Here is a 25,581-nt window from a genome sequence, read left to right as displayed (position 1 = left end):
GCTCGGCCGCACGACGACGAAGGCCCCCGGGAACGTCCGGGGGCCTTCGTCGTGCCACGCCGCGGGCTGTCAGCCCCGGTCGCGCTCCTGCGCCGCGAGCGCGCGCCGCACGCCGTCACGGGCCTCGACGACGAGGCGTCGCAGCGCCGGGTGCCGGTCGCCCAGCTGCTCGAGCCACGCGTCGGTGCGCGCCAGCACGTCGACCTCGCCGCCCGCGAGGAGGGACGGGTAGAGGCCGACGACGACGTTCTGCGCGATCTCGTTGGTCCGCGTCGTCCACACGCGCTCGATCGCGTCGAAGTACGCGTCGACGTAGGGCACGAGCAGAGCGCGGTCGTGCACCCGGCCGAAGCCGGCGATGGTCGACGTCTGGAGGGCGTTCGCGAGGTCGCCGCGCTCGACGACCGCCGCCCACGCGGCGGCCTTGGCCTCCGCGGTCGGGAGCGCGGCGCGCGCGGCGGCCGCCGCGCGCTCGCCCGTGGCCGTGGCGTCGGCCGCGAGCTGGCGCTCGACGTCGTCGGCGTCGGCCCGGCCGCCCGCGACGAGGGCCGTCAGCAGCTCCCAGCGCAGGTCGGTGTCGACGCTCAGGCCGCCGAGGGCCACCGTCCCGTCGACGAGGCCCGCGACGCGGTCGAGCTGCTCGGGCGTCGTGGCGCGCGCCGCGAACGCCTTGGCGAGCTGGAGCTGCAGGTCGCTGCCCTCGCCCGCGCTGCTCGCGAGCTCCCACAGCCGCTCCGCGGCCGCAGCCGTGGCCGCGACGCGGTGCTCGGGCGCGACGTACAGCTCGAGCGTCGTCGCGAGCTGACGCAGCAGGACGAGCACGACGCTCGAGTCGGTCTCGTGCGCGATGTTCGCCAGCACGAGGCCGACGAAGTCGCGCGCGCCGAGCTCGCCGTCCCGGGTCATGTCCCACGCGGCGCCCCACACCAGGGTGCGGGGGAGCGAGTCGCTGAACGCGTGGAGGTGGTCCGTCGCGACCGCGAGCGACTGCTCGTCGAGGCGGATCTTCGCGTAGGCCAGGTCGTCGTCGTTCACGAGGACCAGCGCCGGGCGCTCCTGGCCGACCATCTCGGCGACCTCGGTGCGCTCGCCGTCGACGTCGAGCTCGACCCGCAGCGTCCGCTCGAGCCGCGTGCTGCCGTCGGGCTGCTCGACCAGGTCGTAGCCGCCGACGGCGAGCCGGTGCGGCCGCAGGTGGGCGTGCGCGGCGGGTGCCTCCTGCAGGACGGCGAACGACGTGATGACGCCCTGGTCGTCGACCTCGACCTCGGGGCGCAGGAGCGTGACGCCCGCGCGCTCGAGCCACAGCCCGGACCACGCGCCGAGGTCCCGGCCGCTCGTCTTCTCGAGCTCGACGAGCAGGTCGCGCAGCTGGGTGTTGCCCCACGCGTGCCGCTCGAAGTACGCGCGCACACCGGCGAAGAACTGCTCGTACCCCACCCACGAGACGAGCTGCTTGAGCACCGACGCGCCCTTGGCGTACGTGATCCCGTCGAAGTTGACCTCGACGTCCTCGAGGTCGCGGATGTCGGCGACGATCGGGTGCGTCGAGGGCAGCTGGTCCTGTCGGTACGCCCAGGACTTCTCCATCGAGGCGAACGTCGTCCACGCCTGCCGCCACGGCGTCGCCTCGGCGGTCGCGAGCGTCGACGCGTACTCGGCGAACGACTCGTTGAGCCACAGGTCGTCCCACCAGCGCATCGTCACGAGGTCGCCGAACCACATGTGCGCGAGCTCGTGCAGGATCGTCACGGCGCGGCGCTCGACGGTCGCCTCGGGGACCTTGGAGCGGAACACGTAGCCCTCGAGGAAGGTGACGGCGCCGGCGTTCTCCATCGCCCCCGCGTTGAACTCCGGGACGAAGATCTGGTCGTACTTCTCGAACGGGTAGGGCATCGCGAACAGCTCCTCGTAGAACGCGAAGCCCGCGCGCGTCACGTCGAGGATGTCCGGGGCGTCGAGGTGCTGGGCGAGCGAGGCACGGCACAGCACACCGAGCGGGATCGTCCGCCCGTCGCTGCTCGTGAGCTCACCCGTCTCGCGGTGGTACGGGCCGGCGACGACGGCCGTGACGTAGCTCGACAGGCGCGGCGTCGGGGCGAACTCCCAGCGTGCGGCGCCGTCGTGCGCCGGGACCGGCTCGGGGGTGCTCGAGTTGGAGATGACGGTCCAGTGCTCGGGGGCGGTGACCGTGAACCGGAAGGTCGCCTTGAGGTCGGGCTGCTCGAACACCGCGAAGACGCGGCGCGAGTCGGCGACCTCGAACTGCGAGTAGAGGTACACCTCGCCGTCGACGGGGTCGACGAAGCGGTGCAGGCCCTCACCCGTGTTCATGTACGCGCAGTCCGCGACGACGACGAGCTCGTTCTCGTCCGCGAGGTCCTCGAGCAGGATGCGCGAGTCGGCGACGACGAGCGCGGGGTCGAGGTCGGTGCCGTTGAGCGTCACGCGGTGCACGACGGGCGCGATGAGGTCCACGAACGTCGCGGCGCCGGCGCGGCCCGCGAAGCGCAGGGTGGTCGTGGACGCGAACGTCGTGTCGCCCGTGGTCAGGTCGAGCGCGACGTCGTACGAGCGCACGTCGACGACGGCGGCGCGGTCGCGCGCCTCGGCGCGCGTGAGGTTCTCAGCGGGCACGGGGGTGCTCCTCGGTCGGGGGTGGTGACGCGGCCGATCCTCCCACGGCGGGAATGCCGCACGCCGAGCGGCGTTGTCACCCTCGGTGGCAGGGTCGGACCGCACGGCGCCGACTGCCGCACCCGCACGAGCCCCGACCGACGAGGAGAGCGATGACCACCGCGACGACGACCCAGACCGCCGACGGCACGGCCGCGGACGACGCGACGCGGACGCGCGTCCGCGCCGACCTCTGGTTCGACCCGGTGTGCCCGTGGGCGTGGATGACGTCGCGGTGGATGACCGAGGTCGAGGGTCTGCGGGACGTCGAGGTGCACTGGCACGTGATGAGCCTCGCCGTCCTCAACGAGGGCAGGGAGCTGCCGGACGGGTACCGCGCGCTCATGGACGAGGCGTGGGGTCCCGTCCGGGTCGTCACCGCGGCGCGGCTCGCGCACGGCGACGAGGTCGTCAAGCCCCTGTACGACGCGATCGGGACGCGGCTGCACCCGGGCGGCCGCACCGACCGCACCACGGTGCTGGCCGAGGCGCTGGCGGAGGTCGGCCTGCCGGCGGAGCTGCTCGAGGCGGCCGACGACGACCGCGTCGACGCCGAGCTGCGCGCGTCGCACCAGCGCGCGCTCGACCTCGTGGGCGACGAGGTCGGGACGCCGGTCATCGCGATCGACGGCACGGGCTACTTCGGGCCGGTCGTGACGCCCGCCCCCCGCGGCGAGGACGCCGGCCGGCTCTGGGACGGTCTCGTCCTCATGACCCGCGTGCCGGGGTTCTACGAGCTCAAGCGGACCCGAACGCAGGGCCCTTCGTTCGGCTGACGGACCCGTCCGGGGCGCACCGCACGCCGGACCCCGGCCGTCGCAGGACCGTCGGTCGGCGACGCCCGCTCCCGCTGCCCGGGGGCGGGCGTCGTCGCGTGTCGACCACTTGCGCGACGCCCGCGACCGCCCTACGTTTGCAACATTCCAGGTTGTTGCGGGGCTTTTTGCAGCCCCGTTTCATGCGCTCCATCGCAGGGCCGCCGCACCGAGGCGACGGTCCGAAGTCACCGGCACGACGCCGTCGTCGGGCCGGTCCGACCGAATGGGGAACATCCGTTGAAGCTCGTCCCAGGGCGCTCAGGCGCGCCCGCTGCACCGACCGCACGACCCACCCGACGCGCACGGCGCGGCTCGCTCGTCCGTCGAGCGCTCACCGGCCTCGTGGCCGGTGCCCTCGCGACCGCCGGCCTGGTCGGCACCACGGCCGTCACGGCCGCCCCGGCCGCGGCGGAGCCGTCGGGGTCCAAGGACGTCACGGCCGTGCTGTTCCAGTGGCGCTGGACCAGCGTCGCGGCCGCGTGCCGTGACAGCCTCGGTCCGGCCGGCTACGGCTGGGTCCAGGTCTCGCCCCCGCAGGAGCACGTGCAGGGCAGCCAGTGGTGGACGTCGTACCAGCCCGTCTCCTACCGCATCGAGTCCAAGCTCGGCACGCGCGCCGAGTTCGCGTCGATGGTCTCGACGTGCCGCGCGGCCGGCGTGAACGTCATCGCGGACACCGTCATCAACCACATGTCGGGCAAGCCCGAGGGCGGCACGGGCGTGGCGGGCTCGTCGTTCCAGTACTACTCGTACCCGGGCATCTACGGATCGCAGGACTTCAACGACTGCCGCCGCAACATCGCCAACTACGGCGACCGGTGGGAGGTGCAGAACTGCAACCTCGTGGCCCTCGCCGACCTGCGCACGGGATCGGACTACGTCCGCGGTCGCATCGCCGCGTACATGAACGACCTGATCTCCCTCGGCGTCCGGGGCTTCCGGATCGACGCCGCCAAGCACATGCCCGCGGGCGACGTCGCCGCGATCCGGTCCCGGCTGAGCGACCAGAGCGTGTACATCGTCCAGGAGGTCATCGGCGCCGCGGGCGAGCCGATCCAGGACACGGAGTACACGTCGATCGGTGACGTCCACGAGTTCGACTACGGCCGCAACCTCAAGCGCATCTTCACGAACGAGAAGCTCGCCTACCTGTCGAGCTTCGGCGAGTCGTGGGGCATGCTCCCGTCCGGGAGCGCGGGCGTCTTCGTCGACAACCACGACACCGAGCGCAACGGCGAGACCCTCAACGCGGGCTACGGCTCGACCTACACGCTCGCGAACGTCTTCATGCTCGCCTGGCCGTACGGCTCGCCCGCCGTCCACTCCGGGTACACGGTCGGCAGCGACCACGACGCCGGGGCACCGAACGGGGGCGCCGTGACCTGCTACCAGAACGGCTGGACGTGCCAGCACGACTGGCGGCAGATCCGGAACATGGTCGGCTTCCACAACGCCGTGAAGGGCACGCCCGTGAACCAGTGGTGGTCCAACGGGAACGACGCGATCGCGTTCGGTCGCGGCTCGGCGGGCTACGCCGTCATCAACAAGGAGGGCAGCGCGCTCAGCCGCACGTTCACGACGTCCCTGCCGGCCGGCAGGTACTGCGACGTGATCAGCGGTGCACCCACCTCGACGGGGTGCTCCGGCACGACGGTCACCGTCGGCTCGGGCGGCACGTTCACCGCGTCGGTCGGTGCACGCGACGCGCTCGCGATCCACGTGGGGGCGCGCGCCGGCGGCGGCACGACCGGTGGCGGGGGCGACGACGGAGCCACGGCGGCCGTGTCGTTCGGCGTCAGTGCGACGACCGTGTGGGGCCAGGACGTGCGGGTCGTCGGGAACCACCCGTCGCTCGGCTCGTGGAGCCCCGCGAACGGTGCGCGGCTCTCGTCCTCGACCTACCCCGTGTGGCGCGCGCAGGTGGCACTGCCGGCGGGCACGCGGGTCGAGTTCAAGTACGTCAAGGTCGACGGCGCCGGCGACGTCGTGTGGGAGAGCGGGGCCAACCGGGTCGCGACCGTCCCGTCGTCGGGCGTGCTCACCCTGAACGACGCCTGGCGGAGCTAGCGACCCCACGGACCGGCGGGGGGTGGGCAGGACCTGGAGCGCACCGTCCACCCCTCGCCCTCGCAGCGGCAGGCCGACCTGCCGACGACGGCCGGGCGCGTGAGCGCCCGGCCGTCGCGCCCTACCCTGACGCGGTGACCGCACCGGACTGCAGCGCCGCACCGGACCCCCGCCCCACCGAGGGTCCCGACCAGGGCCGCCGGCTCGCACGGGCCCGTCCGGAAGCGCCCACCGGCAGCCGGTACGACGTCGTCGTCGTCGGGGGTGGGCACAACGGGCTGACCGCCGCCGCGTACCTCGCACGCGCGGGCCGGAGCGTGCTCGTCCTGGAGGCGCGCGACCACCTGGGCGGCGCGACCGGGTCCGCGCGCGTGTTCCCCGGCGTCGACGCGAACCTGTCGCGGTACTCGTACCTGGTCTCGCTCATGCCCGAGGCCGTGCGGCGCGAGCTCGGGCTGCGGCTCGAGCTGAGGCGTCGCCGGTGGTCGTCGTACACCCCGCTGCCGGACGACCCGTCCCGGGGGCTGCTCGTCGACGCCGCCGACTCCGCCTCGACGGCACGGTCCCTCGAGCGCGTCGGCGCCGGGGCCGACGCCGCGGCGTGGGAGGCGTTCTCGTCACGGACGGGTGCGCTCGCGGGCACCGTCTTCCCGACCGTGACGGGGCCGCTGCCGACCGCCGCCGAGATGCGTCGGAGCCTCGGCGCGTGGTGGGAGGACCTGGTCGAGCGACCCCTCGGCGAGCTCGTCGAGCGCACGTTCACGTCGGACGTCGTGCGGGGCGTCGTGCTCACCGACGCACTCATCGGCACCTTCGCCTCCGCACACGACGCCGGGCTCGCGCAGAACCGGTGCTTCCTCTACCACGTCGTCGGCGGCGGGACGGGCGACTGGGACGTGCCGGTCGGCGGCATGGGCGCCGTCGTGCGCGAGCTCGAGCGGGTGTGCCGGGAGGGCGGGGCCGAGCTCGTCGTCGGGGCCCGCGCGACCGCGGTCGACCCCGGCGCGGACGGGGTCGACGTGCACTGGGCGGACGACGGCGGGAGGACGCGGTCGGTCCGTGCGCAGCACGTCCTCGCCGGGTGCGCGCCGCACGAGCTGGACCGCCTCCTGGGGCGGACCCCGCGGCCGCTCCCGGAGGGTTCGCAGCTCAAGGTCAACATGGTGCTCGACCGCTTGCCACGGCTGCGCGACGCCGTCGACCCGGCCCACGCGTTCGCCGGGACCTTCCACGTCAACGAGGGGTACGCCCAGCTCGGGACGGCGCACCGCGAGGCGGCCGCGGGGTGCATCCCGTCCGTGCCGCCGCTGGAGATCTACTGCCACTCGCTCACCGACGGCTCGATCCTGGGTCCGGCGGATCGGGCGGCGGGCCGCCACACGCTCACGCTGTTCGGCCTGCACATTCCCGCGCGGCTGTTCCGCCAGGACCCCGACGGTGCGCGCGCCGAGGCGGTGGCGGCGACCCTCCGGTCGCTCGACGCGGTGCTGGCCGAGCCGGTCGAGGAGTGCCTCGCGACCGACGCCGACGGGCGACCGTGCCTCGAGGCGCGCACACCCGTCGACCTCGAGGGCGACGTCGGGCTCCCGGGCGGGCACATCTTCCACGGCGACCTGCAGTGGCCCTGGCTCGCCGCGGACGCCGACCCGCAGGACCCCGCGACCCGCTGGGGCGTCGCGACCGGGCACCCGCGCGTCCTGCTGTGCGGCGCGGGCGCGGTCCGCGGCGGGGGCGTGAGCGGCATCCCGGGGCGCTCGGCGGCGATGGCGCTGCTCGGCGACTGACGCTTCGCACGGCCGTCCGCCCGCGTGGCATGCTGCGGCAGGACGTTCACCCGAACGGCCGAGAGGAGCACCCATGTCCGCGACCGCACGGACCCGTCGACGGCTCGGTCCAGGCCTGCTGGCCTTCCTCGTCGTCGACGTGGTGCTGGTGCTCGGCTTCCTCGTGCTGCTGGCGACGGCGCTCGGTGACGACGACGAGCCCACCGCGCAGCCCGCGCCGAGCGCGTCCGCCGAGCCCGAGTCGACCCCGAGCGACAGCGACGCCGACGCGGAGGACGTCGGCGAGGTGCGGACGTTCGTGCTCCCGAGCGGCAACATCCACTGCACGATGGACGAGGGCTCGGCGACGTGCACGATCCTGGCGTCGAGCTTCGAGCCGCCCGCGACGCCCGAGGGCTGCGCGGGAGCGGTCGGCAGCACGCTCACGGTCGCGGCCGGCGAGTCCGCCGGCTTCGTCTGCGTCGAGGGGGACCCGCCCGCCGTGCCCGAGGACGCCGTCGTGCTCGAGTACGGCGAGCAGTCGACGGTCGGGGAGATGACGTGCGCGAGCTCCCGCAACGGGGTCCTGTGCCGGCACAACCCCAGCGGCGAGGGCTTCTCGGTCGCGCGCGCCGGCTACCTGCTGTTCTGATCCCAGCGGCGAGCGGGGCGGGTGCGATCCCGTCCCGCTCGCGTCGTCCTCGACGTCACCAGATGCGCACGCGCTCCTCGGGCGGGAGGTACAGCCCGTCGCCGGGCCGGACGTCGAACGCCTCGTAGAACGCGTCGACGTTGCGCACCACGCCGTTGCAGCGGAACTCGTCGGGGGAGTGCGGGTCGGTCGCGAGGCGACGCACGACCTCCTCGTCGCGCCCCTTCGAGCGCCACACCTGGGCCCACCCGACGAGGACGCGCTGCACACCCGTCATGCCGTCGACGACGGGCGCCTCGGCGAGCGGGCGCCCGAGGGCGATCCGGTACGCCTCGAGCGCGATCGACAGGCCGCCGAGGTCGCCGATGTTCTCGCCGACCGTGAAGGCGCCGTTGACGGTGTGGCTGCCGTCGAGCTGACGCGGCGAGAAGGCGTCGTACTGCGCGACGAGCGCCGCGGTGCGCGCCTCGAACTCGGTGCGGTCCTCGTCGGTCCACCAGTCCTCGAGCCGGCCCGCGCCGTCGTACTTGGAGCCCTGGTCGTCGAAGCCGTGGCCGATCTCGTGGCCGATCACGGCGCCGATCCCGCCGTAGCTGACCGCGTCGTCCGCGTCGGGGTCGAAGAACGGCGGCTGGAGGATCGCGGCGGGGAAGACGATCTCGTTCATGCCCGGGTTGTAGTAGGCGTTGACGGTCTGCGGCGTCATGAACCACTCGTCGCGGTCGACGGGGCGACCGATCTTGCCCAGCTCGCGGTCGAGCTCGTAGGCGTGCGAGCGGCGGACGTTGCCGACGAGGTCGTCGGGCCGCACCTCGAGACCGTCGTAGGACTTCCAGCGATCGGGGTAGCCGATCTTGGGCGTGAACGCGTCGAGCTTGGCGAGCGCCTTGGCGCGGGTCGCCTCGCCCATCCAGTCGAGCGCGGTGATCGACTCGCGGTACGCCTCGACGAGGTTCTCGACGAGCCGCATCATGCGGTCCTTGTGGGTCGGCGGGAAGTGCCGCGCGACGTACTCCTGGCCGACGGCCTCGCCGAGCGCCCCCTCGACGAGGGCGACGCCCCGCTTCCACCGGTCGCGCAGCTGCGTCGCTCCCGTGAGGAGGCGTCCGTAGAAGTCGAAGTTCGCCTCGACGACCTCCGCCGACAGGTACGGCGCGCGGGAACGGACCAGGTGGTACCGCAGCCACGACTGCCACTGCTCGACGGGTGCGTCGGCCCACGCCTGCGCGAAGGCGACGGCGTAGTCGGGCTCGCGCACGACGAGGTCGGTGAACGCGTCGCGTGAAGCGCCGAGGGCCTCGACCCAGGCGACCCAGTCGAAGCCGGGTGCCCGCTCGACGAGGTCGTCGAGGGTCATGGGGTTGTCGGTGAGGTCGGCGTCGCGGTCGCGCACGACGTCCCAGTGGGACGCCGCGAGGCGGGTCTCGAGGTCCACGACCAGGCCGGCCTGGCGGTCCGCGTCGTCCGCGTCCAGCCCGACCAGGCGGAGCATGCGGGCGACGTGCGGGCCGTACTGCTCGCGGACGGCGGCGTGGGCGTCCTCACGGTAGTACGACTCGTCGGGGAGCCCGAGGCCGGCCTGGTGGAGGAAGACGACGTACCGCTCGGGGTCGTGCGCGTCGTTGTCGACCCAGAACGCGACGGCGGTCGGCCCGCCCGTGCGCTGGAGGGTGCCGAGCACGCGCACGAGCTGCTCGCGCGTCGTCGCGGCGTCGACGGCCGCGAGCTCCTCGCGCAGGGGCTCGACGCCGAGCCGCTCGACGGCGTCGACGTCCATGAAGCTCGCGTAGAGGGCGCCCACCTGCGCCGCGGTGCCGTCGAGGCCGCCCGCGCCCTCGGCGACCTTGCCGCCGAGGTCCTCGATGATCGCCCGCACGTGCTCCTCGGCACGGTCGTACAGCTCGCGCAGCGCGCCGTCCGTGGCGCGGTCAGCCGGGATCTCGTGCTGGGCGATCCAGCGGCCGTTCACGTGGCGGTACAGGTCGTCCTGCGGCCTGACCGCGGGGTCGAGCGCGGTGCGGTCGATGCCGCTCCGGAGGGCCTGACCCGTCGCGTCGTCGCGGGTCGGTCCAGCCTTGTCGGTCGTGGTCATGGCGACAGGCTATGCCGCTCGTCCGGCCGGTCCCGGCGCTGGCAGGATTGCGCCATGCGCATCCACATCGCCGCCGACCACGCCGGGTACGAGCTCAAGGAGGCGCTGGTCGAGCACCTGCGCGCCGCCGACCACGACGTCGTGGACCACGGGGCCCACGAGTACGACGCCCAGGACGACTACCCGCCGATGTGCCTCGCCGCGGGCGAGGCGGTCGTCGCCGAGCCGGGGAGCCTCGGCATCGTGCTGGGCGGCTCGGGCAACGGCGAGCAGATCGCGGCCAACAAGGTCCGCGGGGTCCGCGCGGTCCTCGCGTGGAGCGTCGAGACCGCGCGCCTGGGCCGGCAGCACAACGACGCGAACGTCATGGCGATCGGCGCGCGCCAGCACCCGGTCGACGACGCGGTCGCGATGGTCGAGGCGTTCCTCGCCGAGCCGTTCAGCGGCGACCCGCGCCACCAGCGACGCATCGACCTCCTCGCCGCGTACGAGCGCGGCGAGGAGTCCGGCGGCGCCTGAGCGCTCAGAACACCCAGCCGCACCCCGGCGGCACGTGCCACCCGAACGCGGCGGCCGCCGGGGCGAGCGCCCCGGGCACGTGCTCGTGCACGAGTCCCGCGGCGGCGAGCGAGGCCAGCGACGTGCCGCCCAGGTACGCGGCGCCGAGCTCGCGGACGTCGAGGGTCAGGTCGGCGGCCCGGTCGGTGCGCTCGACGCTCGCGGTGCCCGTGGCGTCGACGGTCACGCGCCAGCGGCCCGCGTTGGCGGGCACGAGCGCGTCCTGCACCTCGAGCACGACGTCGACCGGGGCCGCGTAGCGCCGCGCCGCGAGAGCGGCCGGGACGTCGAGGAGCCGGACCCACACGTTGTCGGCGAGGCGCGGGACCGCCGCGCGCACGTCGACCAGCAGGTGCACGAGCGCGTCGTCGACGGGCACCCACGCCTCGACGGTGCCCATGAGGTCCAGGTCGAGGAGCACGCCCCACAGCGCACGCGCCGCGGCGGGGTCGGTCGTGACGACCTCGCGCACCCGGACCGTGCCGCGCGGCCCCTCGGGCTTCCACGCCTCCTTGCGCCGGAACAGCGCGTAGCCGACGAGGTCCCCGTCGCGCTCGGCGAGCGCGACGCGCAGCGGCTCCGCGCCGTCGCGGAACGCCTCGGGGTCGGTGCCGAAGGCGGCGCGCAGCTCCGCCGACTCGCGCGTGGCCCATCCCGGACGGTCGACCGAGGCGTGCAGCGCCAGGACCTGGTCGACGTGCCGCTCGCGGTCCAGCTGCTCGAGGCGTACGCGGACGTCCTGCGCGCCGGGGACGTCGCGGAGGGCGGCACCCCGTGGGACGGTCAGGCGCAGGTCGTCCGCCGCGCGTCCGTACCCGAAGCGGCCGTAGATCGCGGGCTCGGCGGCGAACAGCGCCGAGACGGGCTCGCCGCGACCGAGGCTGCGTGCGACGTGGTCGTCGATCATCGCGCGCAGCAGGCCGCGGCGGCGGTGACCGGGGTGGACGCCGACCCAGGTGAGACCCGCGACCGGGACGCGCGCACCCGGGACGGGGAACGAGCCGAACGGGTAGGACGCGTGCATCGCGACGAGCTCGCCGTCGTCCGCCTCGACGCCACGGGCCCGGCTCCAGGTCAGCGGCGACGGCAGGTCGGCGAGCGTCGCGACGCTCGTGCCCTGGGGGAATGCCCAGGTGTCGAGCGTGAGCACGTCGTGCAGGCGGTCGGGGGAGAGGTCGACGAGCCGGTAGCCGGCGGGCAGCGGGGTCATGGCCGTCATCGTGCCGCCGTGACCGTCGCGACGCACCGCATTTGCCGACCCCGGACCCGCGCGTGGGCGGTGCTGCCGCGGTCGCCCCGCCTGGCTACCCTCGGGCAGGTGAGCACTACGACGACGGCCGCGCGCGCCGCCCCCGGGCGGACCCGTCGTCAGGTCCGTCAGCGGCGGCGTCGATCCCGTCGGCTGCGCAGCGCTGCGCTGCGCCGCGTCGGCTGGGCGCGCACCGTCCACCGCAGGACGACGCGCCGCCGCCAGCTGGTCGCGACCGCGGGCCTCGTGGCGCTCGCGGGCCTCGCGGCCCTCGGCATGGTGCTGACGCCGACGTGGGTCGTGCCCGCCGTCATGGTGTTCGTGCTCCTCCTCGGCGTCTTCACGCTGCGGCCCGTCGGGATGGCCGTGCTCGGGGTGGTCGTGCTGGGCCTCGTCGTCGGGCTGCACGTCACGCGCGAGCGCACCTCCGACCCGGGCGTCTTCGTCGCCCTCGCCCTCGGCGCGGTGTCGGCGTTCGCGTTCGTCCGCAACCGGTCGCGCCTCGGCATCCAGGGCGCGATGAGCGACATCATGCTCGTCGACCTGCGCGACCGGCTCGTCGCGCACGGCCGGATCCCCGAGCTGCCTGCGGGGTGGCGCGTCGACAGCGTCGTGCGGTCGGCCAACGCCGAGGCGTTCTCGGGCGACTTCGTCGTCGCGGCCCGCGGGCGCAACGGGTCGCTGCTGGAGATCGTGCTCGTCGACGTCTCCGGCAAGGGTCAGGAGGCGGGTGTCCGCTCGCTGCTGCTGTCCGGCGCGTTCGGCGGTCTGCTCGGCGCGATGCCGACCGAGGCGTTCCTCCCGGCCGCGAACAAGTACCTGCTCGAGCAGGCCTGGCCCGAGGGCTTCGCGACGGCGGTGCACCTCGCGGTGCGCCTGGACACGGGCACGTTCCGCGTCTCGACCGCGGGTCACCCGCCCGCGGTCCACGTGCACCGCGGCTCGGGCCTGATCGAGACGCTCGACACGTCGGGCGGGCCCGCCCTGGGTGTCGTCGTCGCACCGGTGTTCGCGGTGCACGAGGGGGTCCTCGAGCACGGGGACACGGTCATGCTCTACACCGACGGGCTCGTGGAGGTCCCGGGCGCCGACGTCGAGCTCGGCATCGACCGGCTCATGGGCGCGGCGGAGCGGTTCATCTCGACGCGCAGCGGCGGCGCCGACGCGGTCCTCGCGGGCGTACGCGCGGGCGAGGACGACGACCGCGGCCTCGTGCTCGTCCACCGGGACTGAGCGGTGGACCGCCCCGGCGGCGACGACGAGTACGTCGAGGCCGTCCTCGACCTGGTCGAGGCGATACCGCCCGGTCGCGTCATGACGTACGGCACGGTCGCGGAGGAGGTCGCGCAGCGGCTCGGGCGCGGCGGCCCGCGGCAGGTGGGCCGGGTCATGGCCACCGCGGGCGGGTCGGTGCCCTGGTGGCGCGTCGTCAACGCGGCCGGTCGTCCCCCGCGGGGTCATCCCGAGGCCGTGCCGCGGCTCCTCGCCGAGGGGTGCCCCGTGCGCGACGCGGAGGACGACCCGAGGGTCGTCCTCCGCGAGGCGATCTGGTTCCCGGACGAGCTGCCCGGGGACCCGCGCGAGGTCAGCGCAGGCCGCGCCGGGAGCTGATGACGCCCGTGTCGAACCCGGCGAGGTGCAGGCCGCCGTGGAACCGCGCGTGCTCGATCTTCACGCACCGGTCCATGACGACCTCGAGCCCCGCGGCCTCGGCGCGGCGCGCGACGTCCTCGTGCCACGACCCGAGCTGGAGCCAGAGCGTCCGCGCGCCGACGTCGATCGTCTCGTCGAGGACCGACGGCAGGTCGTCGTGGCGCCGGAACACGTCGACGAGGTCCGGCACGACCGGGAGCGCCGCGAGCGACGGGTACACCGGGCGCCCCAGGATCTCGGTCGCGCGGGGGTTGACGAAGTAGACGTCGTACGGGGAGGACGACAGCAGGTACGTCGCCACGAAGTAGCTCGCGCGCGACGCGTTCGCGGAGGCCCCGACGATCGCGACGGAGCGCGTACGGCGCAGGATCGCGAGCCGCTCGGCGGCGCCCGGTCCCTGCCACGTGCGCGGTGCGGCGCCCGGGGCGGGTGCTGGGGTCGGCAGGGCGCACGCGGCCCCGACGTCGGCGGTCATGCGGTCACCTCGGCAGGGGAGGGGGCGGCGGGGGACGGGTCGGTCTGCGTCGCGTGCTGGTCGGCGGGTCCGACGGCGCGCGTGAGCGCCTGGTCGAGGTCCCACAGGATGTCCTCGACGTCCTCGAGCCCGACGCTGATGCGCACGAGGTCCTCGGGGACGCCCGCGGCGGCGAGCTGCTCGACGGAGAGCTGCTGGTGCGTCGTCGACGCGGGGTGGATGACGAGCGTGCGCGCGTCCCCGATGTTCGCGAGGTGGCTCGCGAGCTGGAGCGACTCGATGAAGCGCCGGCCCGCGGCGCGGCCGGGCACCTCGTCGGTGCCGCGCACGCCGAACGCGAAGACCGCGCTCGGCCCGAGCGGCAGGTACCGCTGCGCACGCTCGTGGTGCTGGTGCGACGGCAGACCCGCCCAGTTGACGTAGCCGACGCGCGGGTCCGCCTCGAGCCACTGCGCGACGCGTCGGGCGTTGGCCAGGTGCGCCTCCATGCGCTGCGGGAGCGTCTCGACGCCCTGCAGCAGCTGGAAGGCGGACTGCGGCGCGAGCGACGGCCCGATGTCGCGGAGCTGCTCCGAGCGCAGCTTCGTCAGGAAGCCGTACTCGCCGAAGTTCTCCCACCAGCTCACGCCGCCGTACGACGGGACGGGCTCGGTCATCTGCGGGAACTTCCCGTTCCCCCAGTCGAACCGGCCGCTCTCGACGACGACGCCGCCGAGCGTGGTCCCGTGCCCGCCGAGGAACTTCGTCACGGAGTGGATGACGACGTCCGCGCCGTGCTCGAGCGGACGGCAGAGGTACGGCGTGCTGAGGGTCGCGTCGATGACGAGCGGCACACCCGCCGCGTGGGCGACCTCGGCGAGCCCCGCGATGTCCGTGATCTCGCCGGACGGGTTCGCGATGACCTCGGCGTAGACGACCTTCGTCTCGGGTCGGATGGCCGCGGCGTAGTCGGCCGGGTCGGTGCCCGGCACGAACGTCGTCTCGACCCCGAACCGGCGCAGCGTCACGTCGAGCTGCGTGACCGTGCCGCCGTACAGCGACGCGGCGGCGACGACGTGGTCGCCGGCGCCGACGAGCGCGGCGAACGTGATGAACTCCGCGGCCATGCCCGACGACGTCGCGACCGCACCGATGCCGCCCTCGAGCGACGCGATGCGCTCCTCGAGCGCGGCGACCGTGGGGTTGCCGATGCGGCTGTAGATGTTGCCGTACTTCTGCAGCGCGAAGAGGTTCGCCGCGTCCGCGGTGTCGTCGAACACGAAGCTCGTCGTCTGGTAGATCGGCACGGCGCGTGCGCCCGTCGTCGGGTCGGGCACGCCGCCGGCGTGCAGCGCCCGGGTGCGGAAGCCCCAGCGGCGGTCGGAGGTCGGTTCGGTCACGTGGGGTTCTCCTCGTGGGTCGTGCGGGTGCCGGCGGTCGTGCCGCGCGGGGTGGAGGGCGTGCCCGCGGTCGAGCCGCGCGGGGTGGTGGGGGCGCCGGGTGCGGTGCGGGCCGCGGCCCGCCCGGCCTCGAGCACCGCGTGGATCCGGTGCACGGCGGTCTCGTCCTGCAGTGACGTGACGTCCCCCAGGGTGCCACCTGCCACGAGGTCGGCGAGCAGGCGGCGCATGATCTTGCCCGAGCGCGTCTTGGGCAGGTCCGGGACGACGACGACGTCGCGCGGCTTCGCGATCGGGCCGATCTCCTTCGCGACGTGGTTGCGGAGCGTCTCGGTGAGCGCGAGCGCGTGGTCGAGCCACGCGGCGACGTCGTCGGGGTCGGCCCCCGCGCGCGCGGGGATGACGAACGCCGCGATCGCCTGACCCGTCGTCGCGTCTGTCACGCCCGCGACGCCCGCCTCGCCGACCTCCGGGTGCGCGACGAGGGCCGACTCGATCTCGATCGTCGAGAGGCGGTGGCCCGAGACGTTGATGACGTCGTCGACCCGGCCCAGCAGCCAGATGTCGCCGTCGGCGTCGTAGCGCGCGCCGTCGCCCGCGAAGTAGTAGCCGCGATCCGCGAACCGCGCCCAGTACGCGTCGCGGTACCGCTCCGGGTCGCCCCACACGGTGCGCGCCATGCCCGGCCACGTCCGGTCGACCACGAGGAAGCCGCCCGCGCCGTGCGGCACCTCGTCACCGCGCTCGTCGACGACCCTGACCGAGATCCCGGGCAGCGCGCGCGTCGCCGAGCCGGGCTTGAGCGTGGTGACGCCGGGCAGCGGCGCGACCATCGCGGCGCCCGTCTCGGACTGCCACCACGTGTCGACGACCGGCGTCTCGCCGCGGCCGAGCTGCTGGTGGAACCAGACCCAGGCCTCGGGGTTGATCGACTCCCCGACCGTGCCGAGGAGCCGGATGCTCGACAGGTCGTACGTGTCGGGCAGCCCGTCGGGGAACCAGGTCATGAGCGTGCGGATGAGCGTCGGCGCCGTGTAGTACACCGTCACGCCGTAGCGCTCGATGATCTCGAGGTGGCGCGCGGTGTGCGGCGCGTTCGGTGTGCCCTCGTAGATCACCTGGGTCAGGCCGTTGCTGAGCGGGCCGTAGATCTCGTACGTGTGGGCGGTGACCCATGCCAGGTCGGCGGTGCACCAGTGCACGTCGTCGTCGCGCGCGTCGAACTGCGCCCAGTGCGTCCACGACGCGTGCGTGAGGTAGCCGCCCGCCGTGTGGACGAGGCCCTTGGGCCGGCCCGTCGTGCCCGAGGTGTAGATGACGAAGAGCGGGGTCTCGGCGTCGAACGCCTCGGCCTCGTGGTGGTCGTCGGCGGCGTCGACGACGTCGTGCCACCACACGTCGCGGCCGGGCGTCCACGGCACGTCGGGGGTGGCGTCGCCGGTGCGGCGGACGACCAGGACGTGCTCGAGGTGGTCGAGGCCGGCTGCGGCCTCGTCGGCCGTCGCCTTGGTCGGCACGGCCTTCCCGCGGCGGAACTGGCCGTCGGACGTGACGAGGACCTTGGCGCGCAGGTCCTCGAGCCGGAACCGCAGCGCCTCCGCTGAGAAGCCGCCGAACACGAGCGAGTGGATCGCGCCGATGCGCGCGATCGCCAGCGTGACCACCACGGTCTCCGCGAGCACCGGCAGGTACACGACGACGCGGTCGCCCTTGCCGACGCCGAGCGCCAGGAGCGCGTTGGCGGCGCGCGAGACCTCGCGCTGGAGGTCGGCGTAGGTGAGGACCCGGCGGTCGCCGGGCTCACCTTCGACGTACAGCGCGACCTTGTCGCCGCGACCTGCCGCGACGTGCCTGTCGACGCAGTTCACCGCGACGTTGAGCCGGCCGCCCTCGAACCACCGGGCCTGCGGCACCGTGAGCCGCTCGGGGTCGTCCGGGTCGGGCACCGCGGGGGACCACGTGTGCGCGGTGTGCCACGGCTCGGCCCACTCGAGCCGACGCGCGGCCTCCTCCCAGAACGCCACGTGGTCGCGCTCGGCCGCCTCGAGGAGGGCGGCGTGCTCGGTGGGGCCGACGTTCCACTCGCCCGGGGGCGCGGGGAACGTGCGGTCCTCGACGAGGAGGTTGCTGATCGTGGCGGAGGTCATGCGTCCCTCGGTTCGTGGTGGCGGTGCGGTGGGTCCGGGGTGGTTCAGAAGCGCCGCAGGAGGCGCCGCTCGGCGACCCCGATGAGCGCGTCGGTCGTCTTGCCGAGCACCGCGAGGACGACGAGCGCGAGCAGGATCCGGTCGACGCGGCCGTTGTTCGCCGAGTCGGTCAGGAGGAACCCGAGGCCCATCGACGCGGCGATGAGCTCTGCCGCGACCAGGAACAGCCAGGACTGCGCGAGCGCCAGGCGCAGACCGGCGACGACGGCGGGCGTGGCCGCGGGGAGCTGGACCCGCGTGAGCAGCCGCGTCCCGCGGAAGCCGTACGCCCGGCCCGCCTCCACGAGGTGGGCGTCGACGTGGCGCAGGGCGCTCGCGACGGTCGTGTACACGGGGAAGAAGGCGCCGATGGCGATGAGCAGGACCTTGGAGTCCTCGTTGATGCCGATCCAGAGGATGAGGAGCGGCACCCAGCCCAGCGACGGGACGGCCCGGAGCGCGCCGATCGTCCCGCTCAGCAGGGCGTCGCCCACGCGCGACAGGCCCACGACGGCCCCGACGACGAGCCCCGCGAGCGCGCCCGCGGCGAAGCCGATCAGGACGCGCTGGACCGAGATCGCGACGTGCAGCCACAGCGTGGGGCCGTTCGCCCGGGTGGCGAGCTCGACGCCCGCGTCGACGACGGCCGTCGGCGAGGGGAGCTGGTACGGGGCGAAGGTGCCCGTGACGGTCGTCAGGAGATGCCATGCGACGAGCAGCGTGAGCGGGACGACGAGGGCCAGACCCACGCGCACGCCGCGGTGACCCAGCAGGTCCCTACGGGGACGCTCCACGGCGGACGACCCGCGGTCGGACACGACCACGTGCGACGTCGAGGCGGCGGACCCGTCGGCTTCGCCCACCCTGGTCTGGCCGAAGGTCGTCTCCGTCGAGGAGGTCGAGCTGCGCAGCGTGGTCATGACTGGTCCTTCCGTCGGCCGGGTGGGGCCGGGCGTCGGTGCGGTCGTGCGGGGGCGGTGCGGTGGCCGTCCCAGCGGGACGGCCACCGCACGCGTCACTCCGCGATGGTGGAGGGGTCTGCCTGCGACGCGAACGTGTCGTCGAGCAGGACCTCGAGCGCGTCGTCGATCTGGTCCTGCGAGGAGACGTCCCCGGACTCGACGAAGATCGGGCCGACGACCTCGAGCACGGCACGCTGCGCGTCACCGGGGACCGGGTCGAGGTCGATCACCGTGCGCTCGAGGATGACCTTCTCGGCGATCGCGAGGTCGATGCCCGCGACGTCGGCGAGGATCTGCGCGGTCTCCTCCGGGTTCTCCAGGGCCCACGCGCGGGCCTTTTCGTACGCGTCGACGACGACCTGAGCGACGTCGGGCGACTCCTCGAGGAACTGCTCGCGCGCGTTGAGGAAGCCGTACGAGTTGAAGTCGATGTTGCGGTAGATCAGCTTCGACCCGGCGTTGACCTCGGTGTCGGCCATGATCGGGTCGAGCCCGGCCCACGCGTCGACCGAGCCGTTCTCGAGCGCCACCCGACCGTCCGCGTGCTGGAGGTTCTGCACCTCGACGTCGCCGAGGGCGACGCCGTGCTCCTCGAGGCTCTGCAGGAGGAAGAAGTACGGGTCGGTGCCCTTGGTCGCGGCGACCGAACGGCCGGCAAGGTCCTCCACCGAGTCGATCTCGGAGTCGGCCGGCACGACGATCGCGGACCACTCCGGCTGCGTGTAGACGGAGACCGTCCGGATCGGGGACCCGTTGGCGCGTGCGAGCAGCGCGGCCGAGCCGGCCGTGGAGCCGACGTCGACGGCGCCCGCGCGGAGCGCCTCGTTCGCCTTGTTCGACCCCGCGGACTGGACCCAGGTCACGGTGACGTCGTCGCCGAGCGTCTCCTCGAGCCAGCCCTGCTCCTTGATGATGAGGCTGAGCGGGTTGTACGTGGCGAAGTCGATGTTCAGGGTGTCGGTGCTCCACCCGTCGTCGGCCGCCGTGGCGCCCGCGGCGGGGGCCTCTGCCTGCGTGGCCGACCCCTCGCCCGCGACGCAGCCGCTGAGCATCAGGGCGGCGGCCGCGGTCGCTGCGGTGACGGACAGTGCTGATCGGATCCTCATGGTGACCTCTCGGGTGGTGGCGGCGGCCGTGGGGGCCGTCGTGGGGGAGTCCGCGCGGGGCGGGACAGGTGGGTGGGACGGGTGGCGGGCTGCGCGACGTCGTGCGCTTTGGTCAGGTGCCCGTCAGCGGGTCTGGTGGTGGGCGTGGACGCCGAGCCCCTCGAGCAGCTCGGCCCGCAGGTGCGCGAGCTCCGCGTCCCCGCGGTCGCGCGGCCGTGCGCCGGGCACCTCGACGATGGTCCGGACGGTGCTTGGCGTGCCCTTCGCCGCGCCGCGCGGGCGGCCGAGCAGCACCACGCGGTCGGCGAGGTAGAGCGCCTCGTCCACGTCGTGCGTGACGAGCAGGACCGTCGTCGGCTCGGCCGCGTGGACGTCGAGCAGCAGGTCCTGCATGCGCAGGCGCGTGAGCGCGTCGAGCGCCCCGAACGGCTCGTCGAGCAGCAGCACGCCGGGGTTGCGGGCGAGCGCCCGGGCGAGCGCCGCGCGCTGCGCCATGCCGCCGCTGATCTGCCGCGGGCGGTAGTGCGTGCACTCGCCGAGCCCCACGAGCTGGAGCAGCTCGTCGACGCGGCGCCGTCCGGTCGCGCGATCGGTCCCGCGGGGGAGACCGATCGCGACGTTCTGCGCGAGCGTGCGCCACGGCAGGAGCCGGGGCTCCTGGAAGGCGACCGCGCACCGTGCGTCGACGCCCGAGACGGGCGTGCCGTCGATGAGGATCCGACCGGCGGTCGGCGCGTCGAGCCCGCAGACCTGGCGCAGGAGGGTCGACTTGCCGCAGCCGGACGCGCCGATGAGCGCGACGATCTCACCCGCGGCGACCTCGAGGTCGACGTCGGCGAGCACGGTCGTCGCGTGGTCGCGGCGGTCGCGTGGGGCGAAGGTGCGTCCGACGCCCTCGATCCGCACGGGATGGGCGGGGTGCGAGCGCACGGGGGCAGGCGTGGTGATGGCCATCAGGGAGTCCTCGGGGGGCGTGGCCGTCGTCCACGGGCGCGCGACGCGGGCCGGGACGTCCGGCACGGGCGTGCGGGACGGGGCTGGGTCTGCGCTGGCTACCTAGGTCCGTCGGTGGACCCGGACGGCGGGCTCCCTCGGGGAGCGGGTCGGCTCGTCAGGCGCCAGCGCGTGGCATGCAGCCACAGAGGGAGGCCATCATCGGCAGCGCCATCATCATGTCGACTCGACAGTGCATGGCGCTGACCTCCTCCCCTCGCAGGCGTCTCGCTGTTCGAGACGACGTGTTCGGTCCCTGGACCGACGTCGCCAGAGTAGGCCAGCGAGGTTGACACGGCAACGACCGGGCCAGATCGCCTCACATGTCGAGACGGCACGGGCGGCGCCTGCCCGGCGCGTCAGGTGCCGCGCGGCGGCGGCGACGCCTCGGCCCTACCCTGGCGCGTGTGACGACGACGACGCCCGCCGCACGCGGCGCGGGCACGAGGGAGATCTGATGGCAGGCGGGCTGGCGGCTCTCCTCGACGACATCGCGGCGCTGGCCAAGCTCGCCGCGGCGTCGGTCGACGACATCGGTGCGGCAGCGGGTCGCGCCAGCGCGAAGGCTGCGGGTGTCGTCATCGACGACACGGCGGTGACCCCGCGCTACGTCCACGGCTTCACGGCCAACCGCGAGCTGCCGATCATCAAGCGCATCGCGATCGGGTCGCTGCGCAACAAGCTGCTCTTCATCCTCCCGGCCGCGCTGCTGCTGAGCCAGTTCCTCCCGTGGCTGCTCACGCCGATCCTCATGGTCGGCGGCACGTACCTCGCCTTCGAGGGTGCCGAGAAGATCTACGAGCTCGTCACGGGGCACAGCAAGGAGCACCGCGAGGTCCCGGCGGCGGCGCGGGGCGCCGACCAGGAGAAGGCGATGGTCTCCGGCGCGATCCGGACGGACTTCATCCTCTCGGCCGAGATCATGGTGATCTCGCTCAACGAGGTCGCCGACGAGCCGTTCGCGTCGCGCGCGGTCATCCTCGTCGTCGTCGCGCTCGGGATCACGGCGCTCGTGTACGGCGTCGTCGCGCTCATCGTGAAGATGGACGACATCGGCCTGCACCTCGCGACGACGCGGTCCGGCGCCGTCGCGCGCCTCGGGCGGCTGCTGGTCGCCGCCATGCCCAAGGTGCTCGCGGTCCTCTCGACCGTCGGCATCGCGGCGATGCTGTGGGTCGGCGGCCACATCCTCCTGGTCGGCGTCGACGAGCTCGGGTGGCACGCGCCGTACGAGCTGGTCCACCACATGGAGGAGGGCGTGGCCGGGGTCGCGGGGATCGGCGGGTTCCTCGCCTGGAGCGTCAACACGCTCGCGTCCGCGCTGTTCGGGCTCGTGGTCGGGGCGCTCGTCGTCGCCGTCATGCACGTCGTCCCGCGGCGCGGGACGAAGCACGACGCCGGGCACGGCTCGGCGCACGACGCCGGGCACGACGCCGGGCACGACGTCGGACGTGCCGCCCCCCACGATCCCGGTGCGCGCGGTACGCAGCCCGTGGCCGAGCACGAGGACGGCCCGCCGCTGCGCTGAGCGGCGGGCCGTCCGTCGGGCCGGTCAGATGTAGATCGCGGGGTCCTCGACCAGCTCGGCGGCCGGGGCCGACGCCGGGCGGGTGCGCACCACGGCCGGCACGCCGACCGCTGTCGCGTCGGCGGGGACGTCCTTGACGACGACGGCGTTGGCGCCGATCTGCGCGCCGTCACCGACCCACACCGGGCCGAGGACCTTGGCGCCCGCGCCGACGACGACCCGGTCGCCGAGCGTCGGGTGCCGCTTGCCGTGCGTCATGCTCTTGCCCCCGAGCGTGGACCCGTGGAACAGGACCACGTCGTCGCCGACCACGGCCGTCTCGCCGATCACGACACCCATCCCGTGGTCGATGAAGAGCCGTTGGCCCAGCACCGCGCCCGGGTGGATCTCCACACCCGTCGCCGCGCGCGCCGCCTGCGACGCGAGCCGCGCCGCGAGCCGCAGACCGGGCTCGCGCCACATGCGGTGCGTCACGCGGTACACCCAGACCGCGTGCAGGCCCGGGTAGCCGAGTGCGACCTCGAGCCGGGTCCGCGCCGCGGGGTCGCGATGGCGCGCCGCGTCCAGGTCCTCGACGAGGACCTGGAGGAAGCGCCACAGACGTCGACCCATCAGTCCATCAGGTCCGAGTAGAGGATCGAGCTCAGGTAGCGCTCGCCGAACGACGGGATGATCACGACGACGAGCTTGCCCTCGTTCTCGGGGCGCTTGGCGATCTCGACGGCGGCGTGGATCGCGGCGCCGGACGAGATCCCGACCAGCAGCCCCTCCTGCTTCGCCGTCTCGCGCGCGACCCGCACCGCCGTCTCGGCGTCGACGTCGAACACCTCGTCGTAGACGCTCGTGTCGAGGATCTCGGGGACGAAGTTGGCCCCGATGCCCTGGATCTTGTGCGGCCCGGGCTGGCCGCCGTTGAGGATCGGGGACTCCGCGGGCTCGACCGCGACGACCTGGACGCCCGGCTTGCGCTCCTTGAGCACCTGGCCGACGCCCGTGATCGTGCCGCCCGTGCCGATGCCGGCGACGAAGACGTCGACCTGGCCGTCGGTGTCCGCCCAGATCTCCTCGGCCGTCGTGGCGCGGTGGATCGCGGGGTTGGCCTCGTTGGCGAACTGGCGGGCGAGGATCGCACCCGGGCGCTCGGCGACGATCTGCTCGGCGCGCGACACCGCACCCTTCATGCCCTCGGAACCGGGGGTCAGCACCAGCTCGGCGCCGAAGGCCCGCAGCAGCGCGCGGCGCTCCTTCGACATCGTCTCGGGCATCGCGAGCACGACGTCGTACCCGCGGGCCGCGCCGACCATCGCGAGCGCGATGCCGGTGTTCCCGCTCGTCGCCTCGACGATCGTGCCGCCGGGCCGCAGCTCACCGGACTTCTCGGCCGCGTCGACGATCGAGACGCCGATCCGGTCCTTGACCGAGCTCGCCGGGTTGTAGAACTCGAGCTTCGCGACGACCGTGGCGCCGGCGCCCTCCGTGACCCGGTTGAGACGGACGAGGGGCGTGCTGCCGATCAGGGTCGTGACGTCGTCGTGGATGCGCATGCGTGTTCCTCCGGGTCGAGGGCCGTCGTGGCCTGCGTGGATGTCCGATGGGCTCACGGGCGTGAACCGCCGGGTGGTGACGTGCATTCCGTGCGAGCCCCGTGGGGCTGCGTGGAGGTCGGGGTGCTGGGGCCGGTGGGGCCGCGTGGGGTCCGGCGCGGGCTCGTCGCGATGCCCGTGCGGGAGGACCGACGTGCCGGCGCGCCGGCGAGGGGGCCGACGAGGAGCGCTGGCGGGACGGGGCGTGCCCGCGTCCGGTAGGGGCCAGCGCTCTAGCGACAGCGACAGCCGTCGGTGGCGGTCCGGACGGCGCGCGTCGGTGCGAGGCAGGTCGCGACGCGACGGACCGCCTCCGCCGGGGCCGAGGTCAGGCTGCCGTCCGCGGTCGCGGTGGCTCCTGCCATGGGGCCGTCCTCCTGGGGTGGTGCGTCGGCGCACGCCGAGCGGTGCGGCGGCGGGTCTGGCGCGACGCTATCCGGTCGCGGCGGCGGCGGCAATCAGCCGTCGGCGCGACCGGACGCCTCCGGGGGCGGTGCCTCGTCGCGGTCGACGTCGAGCCGGGGGAGGCGGACGTCGAGGCACGACATGGCGACCGGGTCGCCCCCGGCGAGCGCGGTCGTGCGGGCGGCGGCGACGTCGAGACGCTCCTCCGCGAGTTCGCCCGACCGGACGGCCGCTACGAGGGCGTCGCGCATCACGGCGGCCTGCGTGCCGTCGGTGGCGAGGACCGCGTCGGCACCGGCCTGGACCGCGAGGACGGTCGCGGTGGGGAAGTCCCAGCGCGTGTTCACGGCGCCCATGCCGATGCTGTCGGTGATCGCGACGCCCTCGAACCCCATGTCCCGCAGCAGCGCGTAGGCCCCCGGGCTGAGGGACGCCGGCAGGTCCGGGTTGAGCGCCTCGTACGCGAGGTGGTTGAGCATGACGACGGGCGCCCCCGCGTCGACCGCGTCCTGGAACGGCTCCAGGTCGTGGCTCTGGAGCTCCGCGAGCGGGGCGGCGACGACGTCGGACGTGCGGTGGGTGTCGGCCGACGAGCTCCCGTGGCCGGGGAAGTGCTTGACGGTCGGGACGACGCCCGCGTCGTCGAGCCCGGCCGCGAACGCGAGGCCGTACTCGGACGCCACCTCGGGGTCGCCGCCGAACGACCGGTCGCCGATCGTCCCGTCCCACGGCCCGTCGTCGAGGTCGAGCGAGGGGGCGAGGTCCAGGTCGACGCCGACGGCCGCGAGCCGCTCCCCGATGCCCGCCGCGACCTCGCGGACCTCGTCGGGCGTGCGCTGGGCCGCGAGGCGACGCGGCGACGGACCGGACCCGACGATCGCACGGGTGACCGAGACCCTCCCGGACTCCTCGTCGGTCGACACCACGAGGGGCCGCGGCGACCGCTCGCGCAGCCCGGCGACGAGCTCGGTGACCTGCGAGGCGTCGACGACGTTCGCCTCGGACAGGAAGACCCCGCCGACGCCGACCCGCGTCACCTCCGCCACGAGCGGGTCGTCCGGGCTGGTCACGTGCGGCAGGCCGACGACGAGCACGGCCGCGGCGCGGTCGGCGAGCGGCGCCGGGGTGCACGCGTCGTCGTCGGCGGCGGGCGCGGAACCCGTCCCCGCGACGGCGCCGGGACCCCGGTCGCCGACGTGCTCGGCGCCGCCCGCCGCGCCCACGGCGGCCGGTGCGGCGGTGGAGCCGAGCGGGACCGAGCACGCGGCGAGGACGAGGGTGCAGGACAGCAGCACCGTCGCGGGGCCGCTGCCGGGGGATCGGCGGCTCACGGGCCGAGCGTAGGTGGGCCGTGCCCGACGCGCGCGCCGGGCGGTCAGGGTGTCGGGTGGTCACGGCACCGGGTGGAGAGCCGGCGCCGCTGTCGCGGAGCCGGC

20 protein-coding genes are annotated in these 25,581 nt (G+C 74.3%); 8 read left to right on the top strand and 12 right to left on the bottom strand.

What is annotated here, in order from left to right; translation table 11 throughout:
• Positions 1–69 precede the first annotated feature (69 nt).
• Positions 70–2,637 carry an aminopeptidase N gene (gene pepN, locus IEV86_RS04520; protein WP_188484554.1) on the bottom strand — a complete coding sequence of 856 codons (2,568 nt, stop codon included), beginning with the start codon at positions 2,635–2,637 and terminating at the stop codon, positions 70–72.
• A 152-nt stretch (positions 2,638–2,789) separates the two neighbouring features.
• Here pepN and IEV86_RS04515 point away from each other — a divergent pair, with 152 nt between their 5' ends.
• From IEV86_RS04515 to IEV86_RS04500, 4 genes are all read left to right on the top strand, one after another.
• Positions 2,790–3,452 carry a DsbA family oxidoreductase gene (locus tag IEV86_RS04515; RefSeq protein ID WP_081978516.1) on the top strand — a complete coding sequence of 221 codons (663 nt, stop codon included), beginning with the start codon at positions 2,790–2,792 and terminating at the stop codon, positions 3,450–3,452.
• Positions 3,453–3,731: 279 nt separating this feature from the next.
• The gene (locus IEV86_RS04510; RefSeq protein WP_229734463.1) at positions 3,732–5,561 is read left to right on the top strand and encodes a carbohydrate-binding module family 20 domain-containing protein; all 1,830 of its coding nucleotides are present in this window, start codon (positions 3,732–3,734) and stop codon (positions 5,559–5,561) included.
• Between the two features lie 134 nt (positions 5,562–5,695).
• Positions 5,696–7,345: a phytoene desaturase family protein gene (locus IEV86_RS04505; RefSeq protein WP_081978515.1), complete on the top strand. Its 1,650-nt coding sequence runs from the start codon at positions 5,696–5,698 to the stop codon at positions 7,343–7,345.
• 73 nt (positions 7,346–7,418) lie between these two features.
• Positions 7,419–7,976, top strand: coding sequence for a hypothetical protein (locus tag IEV86_RS04500; RefSeq protein WP_052425917.1), 558 nt, complete (start codon positions 7,419–7,421; stop codon positions 7,974–7,976).
• Between the two features lie 55 nt (positions 7,977–8,031).
• On the opposite strand, the gene IEV86_RS04495 is transcribed toward IEV86_RS04500, so the two are convergent.
• Positions 8,032–10,068 carry a M13 family metallopeptidase gene (locus IEV86_RS04495; protein ID WP_052425916.1) on the bottom strand — a complete coding sequence of 679 codons (2,037 nt, stop codon included), beginning with the start codon at positions 10,066–10,068 and terminating at the stop codon, positions 8,032–8,034.
• 54 nt (positions 10,069–10,122) lie between these two features.
• On the opposite strand from IEV86_RS04495, the gene IEV86_RS04490 reads away from it, so the two are divergent.
• Positions 10,123–10,587, top strand: a complete 465-nt coding sequence (locus IEV86_RS04490) for a ribose-5-phosphate isomerase (RefSeq protein ID WP_043603461.1) — start codon at positions 10,123–10,125, stop codon at positions 10,585–10,587.
• Positions 10,588–10,591: 4 nt separating this feature from the next.
• Here the strand turns inward: IEV86_RS04490 and IEV86_RS04485 are convergent, their stop codons facing one another.
• A complete protein-coding gene (locus IEV86_RS04485; RefSeq protein ID WP_043603513.1) occupies positions 10,592–11,836 on the bottom strand; it encodes a GNAT family N-acetyltransferase in 1,245 nt (414 codons plus the stop codon).
• Positions 11,837–11,944: 108 nt separating this feature from the next.
• Here IEV86_RS04485 and IEV86_RS04480 point away from each other — a divergent pair, with 108 nt between their 5' ends.
• Positions 11,945–13,108: a PP2C family protein-serine/threonine phosphatase gene (locus IEV86_RS04480; RefSeq protein ID WP_043603459.1), complete on the top strand. Its 1,164-nt coding sequence runs from the start codon at positions 11,945–11,947 to the stop codon at positions 13,106–13,108.
• A gap of 3 nt (positions 13,109–13,111) precedes the next feature.
• Positions 13,112–13,486, top strand: coding sequence for an MGMT family protein (locus tag IEV86_RS04475; protein ID WP_052425915.1), 375 nt, complete (start codon positions 13,112–13,114; stop codon positions 13,484–13,486).
• On the opposite strand, the gene IEV86_RS04470 is transcribed toward IEV86_RS04475, so the two are convergent.
• The 6 genes from IEV86_RS04470 to IEV86_RS04445 all read right to left on the bottom strand — a co-directional run bounded on the left by IEV86_RS04470 (position 13,461) and on the right by IEV86_RS04445 (position 20,590).
• A complete protein-coding gene (locus tag IEV86_RS04470; protein ID WP_052425914.1) occupies positions 13,461–14,003 on the bottom strand; it encodes a CoA-binding protein in 543 nt (180 codons plus the stop codon). The two genes, IEV86_RS04475 and IEV86_RS04470, sit on opposite strands and share 26 nt — an antisense overlap.
• Positions 14,000–15,382 carry an O-acetylhomoserine aminocarboxypropyltransferase/cysteine synthase family protein gene (locus tag IEV86_RS04465; protein ID WP_052425913.1) on the bottom strand — a complete coding sequence of 461 codons (1,383 nt, stop codon included), beginning with the start codon at positions 15,380–15,382 and terminating at the stop codon, positions 14,000–14,002. The genes IEV86_RS04470 and IEV86_RS04465 overlap by 4 nt, the downstream gene beginning before the upstream one ends.
• The gene (gene acs, locus IEV86_RS04460; protein ID WP_081978514.1) at positions 15,379–17,529 is read right to left on the bottom strand and encodes an acetate--CoA ligase; all 2,151 of its coding nucleotides are present in this window, start codon (positions 17,527–17,529) and stop codon (positions 15,379–15,381) included. Before acs ends, IEV86_RS04465 begins: the two co-directional genes overlap by 4 nt.
• A gap of 44 nt (positions 17,530–17,573) precedes the next feature.
• On the bottom strand, positions 17,574–18,488 hold the full coding sequence (locus IEV86_RS04455; RefSeq protein WP_043603456.1) for an ABC transporter permease: 915 nt from the start codon (positions 18,486–18,488) through the stop codon (positions 17,574–17,576).
• Between the two features lie 95 nt (positions 18,489–18,583).
• Positions 18,584–19,636, bottom strand: coding sequence for an aliphatic sulfonate ABC transporter substrate-binding protein (locus IEV86_RS04450; protein WP_043603453.1), 1,053 nt, complete (start codon positions 19,634–19,636; stop codon positions 18,584–18,586).
• Positions 19,637–19,759: 123 nt separating this feature from the next.
• Positions 19,760–20,590 carry an ABC transporter ATP-binding protein gene (locus IEV86_RS04445; RefSeq protein WP_043603501.1) on the bottom strand — a complete coding sequence of 277 codons (831 nt, stop codon included), beginning with the start codon at positions 20,588–20,590 and terminating at the stop codon, positions 19,760–19,762.
• 496 nt (positions 20,591–21,086) lie between these two features.
• On the opposite strand from IEV86_RS04445, the gene IEV86_RS04440 reads away from it, so the two are divergent.
• Entirely contained in the window at positions 21,087–22,157 is a 1,071-nt protein-coding gene (locus IEV86_RS04440; RefSeq protein WP_081978513.1) for a DUF808 domain-containing protein, read from the top strand.
• A gap of 24 nt (positions 22,158–22,181) precedes the next feature.
• Here IEV86_RS04440 and epsC read toward each other — a convergent pair whose 3' ends face one another.
• The 3 genes from epsC to IEV86_RS04425 form a co-directional block, all read right to left on the bottom strand.
• Positions 22,182–22,769: a serine O-acetyltransferase EpsC gene (gene epsC, locus IEV86_RS04435; RefSeq protein ID WP_043603450.1), complete on the bottom strand. Its 588-nt coding sequence runs from the start codon at positions 22,767–22,769 to the stop codon at positions 22,182–22,184.
• A complete protein-coding gene (gene cysK / locus IEV86_RS04430; RefSeq protein WP_043603447.1) occupies positions 22,769–23,701 on the bottom strand; it encodes a cysteine synthase A in 933 nt (310 codons plus the stop codon). The genes epsC and cysK overlap by 1 nt, the downstream gene beginning before the upstream one ends.
• Positions 23,702–24,198: 497 nt before the next feature.
• Positions 24,199–25,476 (bottom strand): glycoside hydrolase family 3 N-terminal domain-containing protein, encoded by a 1,278-nt coding sequence (locus IEV86_RS04425; RefSeq protein WP_161784016.1) that lies wholly within the window; start codon positions 25,474–25,476, stop codon positions 24,199–24,201.
• Between the last annotated feature and the right edge of the window lie 105 nt (positions 25,477–25,581).

The sequence above is a fragment of the Cellulomonas carbonis genome (assembly GCF_014636275.1).
GTDB lineage: Bacteria > Actinomycetota > Actinomycetes > Actinomycetales > Cellulomonadaceae > Actinotalea > Actinotalea carbonis.
The sequence above is the reverse complement of the archived record's forward strand: the minus strand, read 5'-3'. Positions and strand labels throughout refer to the sequence as shown.

Bases quoted from the DNA above. Each gene is read 5' to 3' on its own strand.
- IEV86_RS04445 (WP_043603501.1), bottom strand. From the start codon at position 20,590: ATGGCCATCACCACGCCTGCCCCCGTGCGCTCGCACCCCGCCCATCCC.
- IEV86_RS04515 (WP_081978516.1), top strand. From the start codon at position 2,790: ATGACCACCGCGACGACGACCCAGACCGCCGACGGCACGGCCGCGGAC.
- IEV86_RS04455 (WP_043603456.1), bottom strand. From the start codon at position 18,488: ATGACCACGCTGCGCAGCTCGACCTCCTCGACGGAGACGACCTTCGGC.
- IEV86_RS04490 (WP_043603461.1), top strand. From the start codon at position 10,123: ATGCGCATCCACATCGCCGCCGACCACGCCGGGTACGAGCTCAAGGAG.
- IEV86_RS04485 (WP_043603513.1), bottom strand. From the start codon at position 11,836: ATGACCCCGCTGCCCGCCGGCTACCGGCTCGTCGACCTCTCCCCCGAC.
- epsC (WP_043603450.1), bottom strand. From the start codon at position 22,769: ATGGGTCGACGTCTGTGGCGCTTCCTCCAGGTCCTCGTCGAGGACCTG.
- IEV86_RS04500 (WP_052425917.1), top strand. From the start codon at position 7,419: ATGTCCGCGACCGCACGGACCCGTCGACGGCTCGGTCCAGGCCTGCTG.
- IEV86_RS04450 (WP_043603453.1), bottom strand. From the start codon at position 19,636: ATGAGGATCCGATCAGCACTGTCCGTCACCGCAGCGACCGCGGCCGCC.
- acs (WP_081978514.1), bottom strand. From the start codon at position 17,529: ATGACCTCCGCCACGATCAGCAACCTCCTCGTCGAGGACCGCACGTTC.
- IEV86_RS04440 (WP_081978513.1), top strand. From the start codon at position 21,087: ATGGCAGGCGGGCTGGCGGCTCTCCTCGACGACATCGCGGCGCTGGCC.
- IEV86_RS04470 (WP_052425914.1), bottom strand. From the start codon at position 14,003: ATGACCGCCGACGTCGGGGCCGCGTGCGCCCTGCCGACCCCAGCACCC.
- IEV86_RS04495 (WP_052425916.1), bottom strand. From the start codon at position 10,068: ATGACCACGACCGACAAGGCTGGACCGACCCGCGACGACGCGACGGGT.
- cysK (WP_043603447.1), bottom strand. From the start codon at position 23,701: ATGCGCATCCACGACGACGTCACGACCCTGATCGGCAGCACGCCCCTC.